We start from the raw sequence: 13,802 nt of genomic DNA on the forward strand, positions 1-13,802 counted from the left end.
TTCGCCGCCCTCTTCAGTCTTAATCCACAACCAGATCCTGGCCATCGGTTTTACCGTCACGCTTCACTTCCGTCACCACATCCCCCTTCTCATTGTGCAGATGCACTTCGAGCTGGTTGAAGGCGATATTGATGTCGTTTTCGCGGCACAGACGATCGATAGTGCGGTTCAGTTCATCCACGGTATAGCTACGGTCACGCAGCTCACGCACGTACAGGCGCAGTTCGTGATCCAGCGTGCTGGCGCCAAACGTGGTGAAGAAGACCGACGGTTCCGGGTCATGCATCACTTTCGGGTGGCTGGTCGCTGCCTGCAGCAGCACTTTTTTCACCTTATCGAGGTCGGAGCCATAGGCCACGCCAAGGCGAATCACAACGCGTGTCGTGGTATCGCTCAGTGACCAGTTGATCAGGCGCTCGGTCACAAACGCTTTGTTCGGGATAATGACCTCTTTACGGTCAAAGTCGGTAATAGTGGTCGCACGGATACGAATCTTGCTGACCGTCCCCGAGAAGGTACCAATGGTCACCGTATCGCCAATACGCACCGGGCGTTCGAACAGAATAATCAGGCCAGAAACGAAGTTCCCGAAGATTTCCTGTAAACCAAAACCCAGACCGACCGACAGCGCGGCGGCGAGCCACTGCAATTTATCCCACGATACCCCGAGCGAACCAAACACGGTCATCGCACCCACGGCGATAATCGCGTAGTTCAGAATCGTGGTAATCGCGTACGAAGCCCCCTGGCGCATATTGAGCCGTGAAAGCACCAGCACTTCCAGCAGACCCGGTAAGTTGCGAATCAGCGCCCAGGCCACCATCGAAGCGATAATGGCAAACAGCAGGCTGCCCATGGTGACATCTTTCACCACGCTGGCGCCCGCTTCGGTGCCGTTGTAGTGCCAGAGCGTAATGCTATCGAGGTAGCTGAACACGGTAATTAAGTCAGACCAGATAGCCCAGAACATCACGCCAAACAGCGCCACCATCACCAGCATGGTAATGCGCAGCGTTTGCTGGTTGATTTGCTCCAGCGCAATCGTCGGTTCTTCCTGCGGTTCGGCCCCTTCAGCCCCCTCTTTCACCAGATTCTGGCGGCGAGCAACCGCGCGACGATAGGCAATACGGCGCGCCGCGACGCTCAGACCGCGCAGCACCGTCTGGTACAGCAGGTTCCAGAAAATAACCAGATAAACGGTTTCAATCCAGCGGCCAGAGAGACGCAGCGTGGTGTAGAAATACCCCGTTGCGGTCAGCACCATCAGGCCGAGCGGCACCAGCGACAACACCGTCACCGTGAGCAGACGCAAGCTGTGTGACTCTTTATCGCGCCAGCTTTCACGGCACATCGGCCACGTCAGCACGGCAATAACCAACAAATTGAGCAGGATAACGAACTGCCCCAGCACATCATCCATCAGGTTAAGCGGAGAGAGTTCAGACACCACAGACCAGAAGTGTAGCGGCAGCAGCGCGAGGCTAATACGCACGATCTGTCGACGCCAATGGCTGGTCAGCTGTTCCGGCATATTAAAGTGGCGCACGGCCACGCCGTTTTTCTCCAGCACTTTCCAGCACAAGCCAAATACCAGCCAGAAGATAGCCAGTTTTTTGCTGAAGGCCCACAGCAGCGCGCTGATGTTAAGCTGCATGGTCAGCAGGATCAGGCCAATCGCCAGAATGACCAGCACCACCGGAAGCGCGCGGATGAGATCGATGAGAATGGCTTTCGGCGTATGCAGCTGACTGTCGTTACGCAGATTGCCGACCTGATCGCCGAGCTTGTCCTGGTAGTTACGCAACCACTGGAGCCGCCAGCGAATCAGCCCGGCAATCAGCAGCAGCGGAAGCCCCGCGAGGAAGGCAATAAACACTGCCGGCCACGCTTTCTCCCAGTTCACGGTGATTTTCATCGACTTGAACTGGTTTTTGAGCGCTTCCGGGAAAGATTTAATCCAATCCCAGTCCATTGGCTTGTTGCTGTTTACCCAGAAAATTTGCTGGGTCAGAATCGATTTCAGGCTTTTGGAGACGCTCATCAACTGCTGCTGGTTAATCTGCAGGTTGATAGCCATCATCAGCTGGTTACCCAGCTGTTTGTTAATCAGATCCAGCATTTCGCGGCGCGCGTCGACGATTTGCAGCAGCGCATCGTGCACTTCGCTGTCGACTTCACTGCTATGCCCCTCTTCCAGCTTGGCGACAAAATCGTCGCTCTGGAACAGGGTATCGCGCTGCTGGTTAATCTCGAACTGCTCAAGGCGCAGGTCGGCGATGCGGGTGGTCATATCCTCCAGTTCATCCGCAGACGGTAGCGTCTGCTGCTGCTGATAAAGAATACGCGACAACAGCAGGCTGCCCTTCAGCACCGCAATCTGCTCTTTGACGTTACGCTCAGACTGCAGCGCGCGGTCAAGCCAGGTTTTCACCCTGATATTCTGTTGCACCAGTTGGTTACCGCTTTCCGTTGCGGTAATCAGTTTCTGGCTCAACTGATGGTTAATTTCGAGCTCCTGCTTCACCAGCGGGTTACCCTGAATGCGGGCAGTCTCTTCCGGGGAAGCGTTCTCGGCGGCGGTTTTTTCCGACAGCATCAGGCGCTTACTGTTGACCGCTTCCTGCAACAGCTGAAGCTGATGCTCAAGCCGGGTGCTGTAGGCCGTCACGTAGTCGCGCTGCTTCTGCAGTGAGTCCTGCAATACGGTGTTGCCGGCCAGGCTCTTACGCTGAAGCTCTATCTCAGCGTCAAGCAGCGTTTTTTGCACCTGCAGCATGGTCTGCTGGGTAGGACGCAGACCGTCGCCGACGGTACTGGCATTCAGGCTGTTACGCACCTGTAGCAATTGCTGAGAGGCAGAGTTCATCGCGTTTTGCACGCGCTCAGGCTGGGTTTGCAGGGAGACGAGCTGGCTGTTATAGGTGGCCAAGTCGTTTTGCGCATTCTGTAAATCGTCCACCGCCTGCGACACGCGGGCTTCAAGCTGGCGCAGCGAAAGCGTGCTCAGCGTTTTACGCGTCTCATCATCGTTATCAACATCGCTGATATCATTCAGGTTGTCGGTGGCCTGGCGCAGCTTAATGGGCGCCTGTTCAATCTGTTTTTGTAGTTGAGTGCTTTCAGCCTTAACGCTGTCGATTTTATCGAGCAGCTGCAGCGTTTCCGTCAGATCCTGCTGAACCAGCTTCTCCTGAGGGGTCAGGTCTTTTTTATTGTTCAGCGCGTTAAGCTGATCCTGAACGTCTGTACGGTCAGGAATATCGGTGCCGTTCAGCGCGCGGGCTTGAACCGCGGCGATAGACAGCACAAAACAGACAGCAATAATGAGGAATGCAGAGATCGTGGCCCGAGGGCGGATGTTATGCAGCATAATCTTAACATGTGTGGTGGCTAAAGCCGGCGGCGTGCCGGAGATAAATACCTGCGCAGAATAGCACTTCTGGCAACAGGCGAATAGCCGGAGCAACCAGGATTATTCCTGGTAATCCTTAGAGGAAGGGAGGTCTTTTTCGCCGCGTAACGTTGGGCAAAATTGGTACATCTCAAGCAGAATAGCCACGTAGGACTCCGCCTCGGCCCGCAGGTCGAAAGAGTTCGGCGCAAACAACCAGTTTTCCATTAGCCCCGAGATATAGCTGCGGGTTAAGATTGCCGCCCGGCGGCTTAACAAATTTGCCGGTAAAACTTTCGCTGTGACACAGTCATTTAACGTCTGTTCAATTCTATCGTAACTTTCTAAACATAAATTACGCTGGGCCTGTTGCACTACAGCCATTTCACCGACAAACTCACATTTGTGAAAAATGATTTCCATCATCAATCGTCGGCGCTCTTCGATAACTGTGGCAACTAGAATGTAAACGAGGATTTCTCTCAAAACTGAGAGTGGATCACCGGGGAATTTTGCCCGATACTCAATTTCAAGATCGCCAATGCTGGACTCTGATAAGGCCCAGATTTCATTAAAGAGATCCGACTTATCCTTAAAATGCCAGTAAATTGCGCCGCGCGTCACCCCCGCCGCTTTTGCAATCTCGGCGAGTGAGGTGGATGATACCCCCTGCTGTGAGAACAACCGTAGGGCGACATCCAGTATGTGCTGACGCGTAGCCAGCGCTTCTTCTTTGGTTTTTCGTGCCATAGGTCGGTGAATTTGCAGGGGTTAGATTTACATACATTTATGAATGTATGTACCATAGTATGACGATAATACAAACGCAGCAATGGGTTTGTGGACGCTTGTTCCATTGATCAATTTGAAATCGGACACTCGAGGTTTACATATGAACAAAAACAGAGGGTTAACGCCTCTGGCGGTCGTTCTGATGCTCTCAGGCAGCTTAGCGCTAACAGGATGTGACGACAAACCAGCTCAGCAAGGAGCACAACACATGCCAGAAGTTGGCGTGGTGACGCTCAAATCTGAACCTCTTGTAATCACGACGGAACTGCCAGGCCGCACCAACGCCTATCGTGTCGCAGAAGTTCGCCCGCAGGTCAGCGGGATTATTCTGAAGCGCAACTTTATCGAAGGTGGCGACATCAAGGCGGGTGAGTCGCTTTATCAGATTGATCCGGCAACCTATCAAGCCTCTTACGAAAGCGCGAAAGGCGACTTAGCGAAAGCGGAAGCGGCTGCCAATATCGCCAAACTGACCGTGAATCGTTACTCCAAACTGCTGGGTACTCAGTACATCAGCCGTCAGGATTACGATACTGCCGTTGCGGATGCACAGCAGGCTAACGCTGCCGTTCTGGCCGCAAAAGCTGCCGTTGAAACCGCGCGAATCAACCTGGCCTACACCAAAGTGACCTCGCCTATCAGCGGGCGCATTGGTAAATCTGCGGTCACCGAAGGGGCGCTGGTCCAAAACGGTCAAGCGACCGCACTGGCTACCGTTCAGCAGCTCGACCCTATCTATGTTGATGTGACCCAGTCCAGCAATGATTTCCTGCGTCTGAAGCAGGAACTGGCTGACGGCAAACTGAAACAGGAAAACGGTAAAGCGAAAGTGGATCTGGTCACCAACGACGGTATCAAGTACCCGCAGAGCGGGACATTAGAATTCTCTGATGTCACCGTTGACCAGACCACCGGTTCTATCACGCTGCGCGCCATCTTCCCTAACCCTGACCATTCTCTGCTGCCGGGCATGTTTGTTCGCGCACGTCTGGAAGAAGGGACCAACCCAACCGCGCTGCTGGTTCCTCAGCAGGGTGTGACCCGTACGCCGCGTGGCGATGCGAGCGCAATGGTTGTGGGTGAAGGCGATAAAGTCGAAGTTCGTCAGATCGTTGCAAGTCAGGCGATTGGTGACAAGTGGCTGGTGACAGATGGTTTGAAAGACGGCGATCGCGTGATTATTAGCGGTCTGCAAAAAGTGAAACCGGGCGTGCAGGTTAAAGCCCAGGAAGTCACTTCTGACGATAAACAGCAAGCTGCCGCTGGCGCCGCTCAGTCAGAACAAACCAAGTCTTAACTTAAACAGGAGCCGTTAAGACATGCCTAATTTCTTTATCGATCGCCCCATATTTGCATGGGTGATCGCCATTATTATCATGCTGGCTGGGGGGCTATCGATCCTCAAATTGCCGGTAGCGCAATATCCGACGATTGCGCCGCCTGCGATTTCGATCACGGCCATGTACCCCGGTGCTGACGCCGAAACGGTGCAGAACACAGTAACTCAGGTTATCGAACAGAACATGAACGGTATCGATCACCTGATGTACATGTCCTCCAACGGCGACTCCACCGGTACCGCAACCATTACCCTGACCTTCGAATCCGGTACCGATCCGGACATCGCTCAGGTACAGGTACAGAACAAGCTCGCGCTGGCGACGCCGCTTCTGCCGCAGGAAGTTCAGCAGCAGGGTATCAGCGTTGAAAAAGCCTCCAGCAGCTTCCTGATGGTTGTTGGTGTAATCAACACCAACGGCACCATGAACCAGGACGATATTTCGGACTACGTGGCGGCCAACATGAAGGACGCCATCAGCCGTACAAGCGGCGTGGGCGACGTTCAGCTGTTCGGTTCCCAGTACGCTATGCGTATCTGGATGGACCCGAACAAACTGAACAACTTCCAGTTGACGCCGGTTGATGTGATCAGCGCCCTGAAAGCACAGAACGCCCAGGTAGCGGCAGGTCAGTTAGGTGGTACGCCGCCTGTACCTGGCCAGCAGCTGAACGCTTCTATCGTGGCACAGACCCGTCTGACGAATACCGAAGAGTTTGGCAACATTCTGCTGAAGGTTAACCAGGACGGTTCGCAGGTTCGCCTGCGCGACGTGGCGAAGATTGAACTCGGCGGCGAAAGCTATGACGTAGTGGCGAAGTTTAACGGTCAGCCGGCTTCCGGTCTGGGTATTAAACTGGCAACCGGCGCAAACGCCCTGGACACCGCGAATGCTATTCGCGCTGAATTGGCGAAAATGGAGCCGTTCTTCCCGTCAGGCCTGAAAATCGTTTACCCATACGACACCACGCCGTTCGTTAAGATCTCGATTCATGAAGTGGTGAAAACGCTGGTCGAAGCGATCATCCTGGTGTTCCTGGTCATGTACCTGTTCCTGCAGAACTTCCGCGCGACGTTGATTCCAACGATCGCGGTGCCGGTGGTACTGCTCGGGACCTTTGCGGTACTTGCCGCGTTTGGCTTCTCGATAAACACCCTAACGATGTTCGGGATGGTGCTCGCCATCGGCCTTCTGGTGGATGACGCCATCGTGGTGGTCGAGAACGTCGAGCGTGTGATGGCCGAAGAGGGGCTACCGCCGAAAGAAGCCACGCGTAAGTCCATGGGCCAGATTCAGGGCGCACTGGTCGGTATCGCGATGGTACTGTCAGCGGTATTTATCCCGATGGCCTTCTTTGGTGGTTCTACCGGGGCAATTTATCGTCAGTTCTCCATCACCATCGTTTCCGCGATGGCGCTATCGGTACTGGTAGCATTGATCCTGACGCCGGCACTATGCGCCACCATGCTGAAGCCAATCGCCAAAGGCAGCCACGGTTCTACCAAAGGCTTCTTCGGCTGGTTCAACAACATGTTCGAGAAGAGCACGCACCATTACACCGATAGCGTAGGCAACATTCTGCGCAGCACCGGTCGTTATCTGCTGCTGTATCTGATCATCGTTGTGGGCATGGCATACCTGTTCGTACGTCTGCCAAGCTCCTTCTTACCGGACGAAGACCAGGGCGTATTCCTGAGCATGGCGCAGCTGCCTGCTGGTGCGACCCAGGAACGTACGCAGAAAGTGCTGGATGAGATGACCAACTACTATCTCACCAAAGAGAAGAACAACGTTGAATCCGTCTTTGCCGTAAACGGCTTCGGCTTCGCGGGTCGCGGCCAGAACACCGGTATCGCCTTCGTGTCGCTGAAAGACTGGAGTGAACGTCCGGGTGCGGAAAACAAAGTTGAAGCGATTACCGGCCGTGCGATGGGCTACTTCTCGACGATTAAAGATGCGATGGTGTTCGCCTTTAACCTGCCAGCTATCGTGGAACTGGGTACCGCTACCGGCTTCGACTTCCAGCTGATCGACCAGGCGGGTCTGGGCCACGAAAAACTGACCCAGGCGCGTAACCAACTGTTCGGGATGATCGCCCAGCACCCTGACGTGCTGACCGGTGTGCGTCCTAACGGTCTGGAAGATACGCCGCAGTTCAAAGTTGATATCGACCAGGAAAAAGCGCAGGCGCTGGGTGTTTCCATCAGCGACATCAACACCACGCTGGGTTCCGCCTGGGGTGGTAGCTACGTCAACGACTTCATCGACCGCGGTCGTGTGAAGAAGGTGTACCTGATGTCCGAAGCGAAATACCGTATGCTGCCGGAAGATATCGGCAAATGGTACGTCCGCGGTAGCGATGGTCAGATGGTACCGTTCTCCGCATTCTCTACCTCACGTTGGGAATACGGTTCACCGCGTCTGGAACGTTACAACGGTTTGCCATCCATGGAAATCCTGGGTCAGGCAGCTGAAGGTAAGAGTACCGGTGAAGCCATGAACCTGATGGAAGAACTGGCGGGCAAACTGCCTGCGGGTATCGGCTACGACTGGACGGGCATGTCCTACCAGGAACGTCTGTCCGGTAACCAGGCCCCTGCCCTGTACGCCATCTCGCTGATTGTCGTCTTCCTGTGTCTGGCAGCGCTGTATGAGAGCTGGTCTATTCCGTTCTCGGTCATGCTGGTGGTGCCACTGGGGGTTGTTGGTGCGCTGCTGGCGGCAACGCTTCGCGGGTTAACGAACGACGTGTACTTCCAGGTGGGCCTGTTGACCACCATTGGCCTGTCGGCGAAGAACGCGATATTAATCGTTGAATTCGCCAAAGACCTGATGGACAAAGAAGGCAAAGGGCTGATTGAAGCGACGCTGGAAGCCGTACGTATGCGTCTGCGTCCAATCCTGATGACCTCACTGGCGTTTATCCTCGGCGTTATGCCGCTGGTTATCAGCTCTGGTGCAGGCTCCGGTGCACAGAACGCCGTTGGTACCGGCGTAATGGGCGGGATGGTGACAGCAACCGTTCTGGCTATCTTCTTTGTACCGGTGTTCTTCGTGGTTGTACGTCGTCGTTTCAGTCGTAAAAACGAAGACCTCGAGCACAGCCATAAGGTAGAGCATCACTAAAGCTATGCTAACGAAAGGGCCGCAGCTGCGGCCCTTTTTTATTCCCGTCATTCATCTTGCATGATGTTTATTTTTTAACCACTCACAAAAACCATTGATACCTTTTATCAAACGAAATTTAAATACCCTTACCTTTCCGATTTAATTGAGATTTATCTTTAAGTAATTTCGAATAATCCCAATAGGAGCTCAGAATGGAAGCAAATTAAGAATATTCCTATGATTATTAAGCGCACGAAAGCGCCGTTTTCGCGGTCTAACTCTTTGAATGCTATCTTTATCAAACTAAAGTATGAGACCGTAAGTCATTAACGCCTTTCTGGGACGGGTGTTGTTTATAAAAAAACTAACCATTTGAGACTTAATTGTAATTTTTCGTAATAGCTCGATGAAATCTTTTGCGGAGTAGATTATAGTTACAGCAGATCAGGAACACGTGCATGTTTCAGGTTAACCAGTAGTACCCATCCCGCACCGGTATTTTTTACTCGTTGTTCGAACTGCGATAAGGGGGATGCGTTATGGACGAATACTCACCAAAAAGACACGATATCGCACAGCTTAAGTTTCTTTGTGAAACCCTGTATCATGACTGTCTTGTCACGCTTGAAGAGAGCAACCATGGCTGGGTGAATGACCCTACCTCAGCGGTTAACCTGCAGCTTAATGAGCTGATTGAACATATTGCAACGTTTGCACTTAATTATAAAATTAAGTATGACGACGATAATAAACTGATTGCACAGATCGACGAATATCTGGATGATACTTTTATGTTGTTCAGTAACTACGGCATTAATAGCAGCGACTTGCAGAAATGGCGTAAGTCAGGGAACAAACTTTTCCGCTGTTTCGTCAACGCTAGCCGAGCTAATCCTGTTAGCCTTTCTTGTTAAAATTATTACAATCAATGGGTGAATTATGTCTGATAAACCATTAACTAAAACTGATTATTTGATGCGTCTGAGACGCTGCCAGTCAATTGATACGCTGGAGCGTGTCATTGAAAAAAATAAATATGAATTATCCGATAACGAATTGGCGGTATTTTACTCAGCGGCCGATCATCGTCTGGCCGAGTTAACCATGAATAAATTGTACGACAAAATTCCTTCGACCGTCTGGAAGTTCATCCGTTAATCTTTATTCATTACAGGCACGTACCCACTTTTTCCGATTTAAACTATATCTGTGATCGTGGTCACAACGGCAAATAGGGAACGTTCCCAAAACATCATTCACCTTCTATGGTGATGGCTTCCAGTACAGGGGGCCTCATGAGTGAAGAAAAACGCAAAATGATTGCCGGTGATATTTATCGCCCGGCTGACGATACGCTTAAAGCAGACCGAATGCGCGCCAGGCAGCTTATTCATCGGTATAACCACACAGGTCCGGATGAGAAAGCCGAACGTCACGCACTGCTGGCAGAACTATTAGGCACCACCCACGATGCCTAAATTGAACCGACATTCCGCTGCGACTACGGCTACAATATTCAACTCGGCGCCAACTTCTACGCTAATTTCGACTGCGTCATGCTTGATGTCTGCCCTATTCACATCGGCGACAACTGCATGCTGGCCCCGGGAGTGCATATCTACACCGCCACTCACCCGCTTGATGCCACAGAACGCAACAGTGGCATAGAGTACGGAAAACCGGTCACCATTGGTCACAACGTATGGATTGGCGGACGCGCGGTCATTAACCCTGGCGTCACCATTGGTGATAACGTGGTCATTGCTTCCGGCGCCGTTGTGGTAAAAGATGTTCCAGCAAATGCCGTTGTTGGCGGCAACCCTGCAAGAATCATCAAAATGCTATCCTGATAACAGACGCTGACTGTTATGCTTTTTTGCAACCAATCTGTTACTTTTCGTATTGGTTGGCGCAACATACAATAGGCTATTCCGCCCCTCGTTGCCGAGCAAAAGATGTCAGAGATCCAGCGATTACTCACGCAAACCATTGATGAACTGAACGCCACTGAAAAGCGCGATAATCGTCCGCGCTTTAGCATCAGCTTTATCCGTAACCATCCCGGCCTGTTTATCGCCATGTACGCCGCATTCTTCGCTACGCTGGTGGTCATGATGCGTTCTGAGACCCTGGCTGATACAGTCTGGCTACTCTGGCTACTGTTTGCGCTGCTGAACGGCTTCTTCTTTTTCGATGTTTATCCACGCTACCGTTATGAAGATATCGATGTGCTCGATTTTCGCGTCTGTTACAACGGCGAGTGGTACAACACGCGCTTTGTGCCAAAACAGCTTATCGAGCGGATCCTGAACTCTACCCGCGTGGATGGTCAGGCCAAGGCCCAACTGCAAAAAATGGTGTCAACCAAGGGCGAACTTTCGTTCTACGATGTCTTCACCCTTACCCGCGTCGAAGCGGCGCAATAAGACGCTGTAGCGTCCGTACCGCCGTCGTAAACTGTGATGCGGACGTATTACCATAACCCAGCACCAGTCCTGATTTCGCCTGCTGGCGGTCAAGATAGAAGGTACTAAGCGCGCTGGGTGCCATCTGGTGTAAACGCGCCTGACGCACCACCTCCACGTCATCAATTCCTTCAATCACCACCGTCATATGCAGCCCCCCTTCTCCTGCCATCAACTGATGGGGAACGGTCAGTTCCTGCTCCAGCGCCTCTTGCAACTGCGCCTGCCGTTTACGATAAAGCCGCCGCATTGCCGCCAGGTGGCGAGCATAGTGCCCCTCTTCAATAAAGCAGGCCAGCGCCCGCTGCTCGGCGCGGTGACCACCGCGTAATAGCGCCCGAATGGCTGGCTGAGCGGCCTCAACCAGCATCGACGGCAGCACCATAAACCCAATGCGTAGCGACGGAAACAGCGTCTTGCTGAAAGTACCCAGATAGACCACGGGGGCGTTATCCACCATACCTCGCATCGCCGGGATCGGTTCGCCGCTAAAGCGAAACTCACTGTCATAATCATCTTCGACTATCCAGGCCCCCTGTTGGCGAGCATAGTCCAGCAGCGCCAGACGTCTCGTGGCGCTGAGTACGCTGCCGGTAGGATACTGATGCGAAGGAGAGGTAAAAATCATCGTTGGCGGCGTTAGGTTCGGCGCAATTTGCATCCCTTCGCCGTCGACCGCAACGGCTTCTACCCGTAGCCCTGCGGCCAGAAAGGCGCTTTTAGCGCCAAAGTAACCCGGATCTTCGACCCAAGCAGTCTGACCAGGCTCACTCAGCAAATGCGTACACAGATTTACCCCTTCCAGCGCCCCTTCGGTGATGACAATTTGCCGTGCGTCACAGTCAATCCCGCGCGATAGCGCAAGGTGTCGAGCTATCGCTACCCGCAGCGGCCACTCGCCTGCCGCATCACCATAACCCAACAGCGAACTCCCCTCTTCACGCAGGACGCGGTCGAGCAACCGTCTCCAGAGCGGCAATGGAAAGTAGTTAATGGCCGGGGTGCCCGGCGTGAACAGCAGCGGCGGCGTATCGCGCGGTGAAATTTGCGGTAGACGCTGTAGCCGTGAGGGCAGTGTTACCCGCTCCGGCACGGGACCATCAATGCTCGCCGATTGCGGTAACGATGCCACTCGGGAACCCTGGCGATCCCGGCGAAGATACCCTTCCATCGCCAGTTGCTCCAAAGCGGCGTTCACCGTATTGCGAGAAATTTGCAGCCGTTCCGCGATAACTCGCGAGCCAGGAAGCCAGCTCTGCGCCTGTAGCTGTCCTTGCATAATGGCCTCTCGCAATGCGGCATAAAGGCTGCGTTGAAGCGTCTCTTTGCCGCGCATCTGAAGCGAGCGGGATAACAGGGTAAAAAAGGGATCGTCGGGAATATTCATCGCAGCTCCTGGTGGTACCATTAAAATATAACCAGGTGGCACTTTTTATGGAACCAGTAAACCCCTACGCTCAGCGTATTGTTTATTTTCCCTAAGGAGAGGTTATGAGTCAGCTTAATCAATTTGGTCAGTTAATCGGCGATGCCCTGCCGGATTGGCAGCCACGTCCACACCCTGAACGCGTAGTTCTGAAAGGACAGTACTGCCGCCTTGAGCCACTGAGTCTTCAGCACGCCGATGCCCTGTTTGCCGCCTACCGACAGGCCAGCGATACCCGTAACTGGACGTGGCTGCTGCGAGAGCCAGAAAGTTCGGTGGAAGAGTATCGTCAGTGGGTGGCAAGCGTCGAAGCGCTACAGGATCCTCTCCATTTTGCGGTGATTGACCTTCGAACGAATCAACCGGTGGGCTCGCTTGCGCTGATGCGCATCGACCCGAATCACGGGGTGATGGAAGTCGGCCATGTCCACTTCTCGCCGCTGTTAAGCCGAACCCCCGCCTCCACAGAAGCACAGTGGTTGCTTATGCGCTACGCCTTCGAAACGCTAGGCTATCGCCGCTACGAATGGAAGTGCAACAGCCTCAATGAACCCTCCCGCAAGGCCGCGCTACGTTTAGGATTTCAATTTGAAGGTCATTTTCGACAGGCGCTGGTGATTAAAGGGCATAACCGTGATACCGACTGGTTTTCCATTATCGATAGCGAGTGGCCTGGCTTGAACGGGGCATTTCAGAAATGGCTTGCCGCCGACAATTTTACCGCCGACGGCAAGCAGCGCAGTTCCCTGGAGTCGATGCGCTAAATCATGGCTTAGCGACGCTTTTTGCGTCCCTGAACCGCCTTAAAGCGGGGGTTAGATTTGCAGATAACGTACAGTCGCCCTTTACGTTTCACGATCTGGCAATCCGGGTGGCGCTGTTTGGCGCTGCGTAATGAGTTTAGTACCTGCATTATGAACCTCGTTTCACATCAATAAAGCGACCAAAACGCTGGCTGAAGCGCGCCACGCTGCCCTCGGTGGAGGCCGTTCTCTGCTTCCCGGTGTAATACGGGTGCGATTTGGACGACACATCAATCGTGACATACGGATATGTCACACCTTCCAGCTCAATTTCCCGGTCGGTTTTAATGGTCGAACCCACTTTGAAGTACTCGTTGGCACTGGTGTCATGAAACACTACGGTGCGGTAATGGGGATGGATATTAGCTTTCATCTGGCCCTCGATATTATATGTTATAACATAACAATTACGATACGCCGTCAAAAAGCGCTTTGCAACCTTAGATTTTAAAGGGGGATAGCCGAAGTGCAGGCCGC

General features: G+C 53.1%; 11 protein-coding genes and 1 pseudogene. 7 read left to right on the forward strand and 5 right to left on the reverse strand.

The window, feature by feature from the left end; genetic code table 11:
• Nucleotides 1-19 precede the first annotated feature (19 nt).
• Both mscK and acrR read right to left on the reverse strand, forming a co-directional pair.
• Nucleotides 20-3,370, reverse strand: coding sequence for a mechanosensitive channel MscK (mscK, locus tag ACH1XZ_RS18840; protein WP_395596713.1), 3,351 nt, complete (start codon nucleotides 3,368-3,370; stop codon nucleotides 20-22).
• A gap of 102 nt (nucleotides 3,371-3,472) precedes the next feature.
• On the reverse strand, nucleotides 3,473-4,141 hold the full coding sequence (gene acrR / locus ACH1XZ_RS18845; RefSeq protein WP_395596714.1) for a multidrug efflux transporter transcriptional repressor AcrR: 669 nt from the start codon (nucleotides 4,139-4,141) through the stop codon (nucleotides 3,473-3,475).
• A 142-nt stretch (nucleotides 4,142-4,283) separates the two neighbouring features.
• Between acrR and acrA the strand changes: the two genes are divergently transcribed.
• The 6 genes and pseudogenes from acrA to ACH1XZ_RS18875 all read left to right on the forward strand — a co-directional run bounded on the left by acrA (nucleotide 4,284) and on the right by ACH1XZ_RS18875 (nucleotide 11,057).
• Complete coding sequence (gene acrA / locus ACH1XZ_RS18850) at nucleotides 4,284-5,480, forward strand: multidrug efflux RND transporter periplasmic adaptor subunit AcrA (RefSeq protein ID WP_395596715.1); 1,197 nt, start codon at nucleotides 4,284-4,286, stop codon at nucleotides 5,478-5,480.
• 22 nt (nucleotides 5,481-5,502) lie between these two features.
• Nucleotides 5,503-8,649, forward strand: a complete 3,147-nt coding sequence (gene acrB, locus ACH1XZ_RS18855; protein ID WP_395596716.1) for a multidrug efflux RND transporter permease subunit AcrB — start codon at nucleotides 5,503-5,505, stop codon at nucleotides 8,647-8,649.
• A 521-nt stretch (nucleotides 8,650-9,170) separates the two neighbouring features.
• On the forward strand, nucleotides 9,171-9,545 hold the full coding sequence (tomB, locus tag ACH1XZ_RS18860) for an Hha toxicity modulator TomB (RefSeq protein ID WP_202216310.1): 375 nt from the start codon (nucleotides 9,171-9,173) through the stop codon (nucleotides 9,543-9,545).
• Nucleotides 9,546-9,570: 25 nt separating this feature from the next.
• Nucleotides 9,571-9,789 carry an HHA domain-containing protein gene (locus tag ACH1XZ_RS18865; RefSeq protein ID WP_035891858.1) on the forward strand — a complete coding sequence of 73 codons (219 nt, stop codon included), beginning with the start codon at nucleotides 9,571-9,573 and terminating at the stop codon, nucleotides 9,787-9,789.
• A gap of 137 nt (nucleotides 9,790-9,926) precedes the next feature.
• A pseudogene (gene maa, locus ACH1XZ_RS18870) lies at nucleotides 9,927-10,481 on the forward strand (maltose O-acetyltransferase).
• A gap of 105 nt (nucleotides 10,482-10,586) precedes the next feature.
• Nucleotides 10,587-11,057: a YlaC family protein gene (locus ACH1XZ_RS18875; RefSeq protein WP_395596717.1), complete on the forward strand. Its 471-nt coding sequence runs from the start codon at nucleotides 10,587-10,589 to the stop codon at nucleotides 11,055-11,057.
• On the opposite strand, the gene pdxR is transcribed toward ACH1XZ_RS18875, so the two are convergent.
• The gene (pdxR, locus tag ACH1XZ_RS18880) at nucleotides 11,032-12,483 is read right to left on the reverse strand and encodes a MocR-like pyridoxine biosynthesis transcription factor PdxR (RefSeq protein WP_395596718.1); all 1,452 of its coding nucleotides are present in this window, start codon (nucleotides 12,481-12,483) and stop codon (nucleotides 11,032-11,034) included. The two genes, ACH1XZ_RS18875 and pdxR, sit on opposite strands and share 26 nt — an antisense overlap.
• Before the next feature lie 104 nt (nucleotides 12,484-12,587).
• On the opposite strand from pdxR, the gene ACH1XZ_RS18885 reads away from it, so the two are divergent.
• Complete coding sequence (locus ACH1XZ_RS18885) at nucleotides 12,588-13,286, forward strand: GNAT family N-acetyltransferase (RefSeq protein ID WP_395596719.1); 699 nt, start codon at nucleotides 12,588-12,590, stop codon at nucleotides 13,284-13,286.
• A gap of 8 nt (nucleotides 13,287-13,294) precedes the next feature.
• On the opposite strand, the gene ykgO is transcribed toward ACH1XZ_RS18885, so the two are convergent.
• Both ykgO and ACH1XZ_RS18895 read right to left on the reverse strand, forming a co-directional pair.
• A complete protein-coding gene (gene ykgO, locus ACH1XZ_RS18890; RefSeq protein WP_003859006.1) occupies nucleotides 13,295-13,435 on the reverse strand; it encodes a type B 50S ribosomal protein L36 in 141 nt (46 codons plus the stop codon).
• Complete coding sequence (locus ACH1XZ_RS18895) at nucleotides 13,435-13,698, reverse strand: type B 50S ribosomal protein L31 (RefSeq protein WP_035891863.1); 264 nt, start codon at nucleotides 13,696-13,698, stop codon at nucleotides 13,435-13,437. The genes ykgO and ACH1XZ_RS18895 overlap by 1 nt, the downstream gene beginning before the upstream one ends.
• Nucleotides 13,699-13,802 lie beyond the last annotated feature (104 nt).

This window comes from Kluyvera chengduensis, from assembly GCF_044197065.1.
GTDB lineage: Bacteria > Pseudomonadota > Gammaproteobacteria > Enterobacterales > Enterobacteriaceae > Kluyvera > Kluyvera ascorbata_C.

Excerpts from the sequence above, each read along its gene's own strand:
- ykgO (WP_003859006.1), bottom strand. The coding sequence starts at position 13,435 with ATGCAGGTACTAAACTCATTACGCAGCGCCAAACAGCGCCACCCGGAT.
- acrR (WP_395596714.1), bottom strand. The coding sequence starts at position 4,141 with ATGGCACGAAAAACCAAAGAAGAAGCGCTGGCTACGCGTCAGCACATA.
- ACH1XZ_RS18895 (WP_035891863.1), bottom strand. The coding sequence starts at position 13,698 with ATGAAAGCTAATATCCATCCCCATTACCGCACCGTAGTGTTTCATGAC.
- ACH1XZ_RS18875 (WP_395596717.1), top strand. The coding sequence starts at position 10,587 with ATGTCAGAGATCCAGCGATTACTCACGCAAACCATTGATGAACTGAAC.
- acrA (WP_395596715.1), top strand. The coding sequence starts at position 4,284 with ATGAACAAAAACAGAGGGTTAACGCCTCTGGCGGTCGTTCTGATGCTC.
- ACH1XZ_RS18885 (WP_395596719.1), top strand. The coding sequence starts at position 12,588 with ATGAGTCAGCTTAATCAATTTGGTCAGTTAATCGGCGATGCCCTGCCG.
- ACH1XZ_RS18865 (WP_035891858.1), top strand. The coding sequence starts at position 9,571 with ATGTCTGATAAACCATTAACTAAAACTGATTATTTGATGCGTCTGAGA.
- tomB (WP_202216310.1), top strand. The coding sequence starts at position 9,171 with ATGGACGAATACTCACCAAAAAGACACGATATCGCACAGCTTAAGTTT.
- mscK (WP_395596713.1), bottom strand. The coding sequence starts at position 3,370 with ATGCTGCATAACATCCGCCCTCGGGCCACGATCTCTGCATTCCTCATT.
- pdxR (WP_395596718.1), bottom strand. The coding sequence starts at position 12,483 with ATGAATATTCCCGACGATCCCTTTTTTACCCTGTTATCCCGCTCGCTT.
- acrB (WP_395596716.1), top strand. The coding sequence starts at position 5,503 with ATGCCTAATTTCTTTATCGATCGCCCCATATTTGCATGGGTGATCGCC.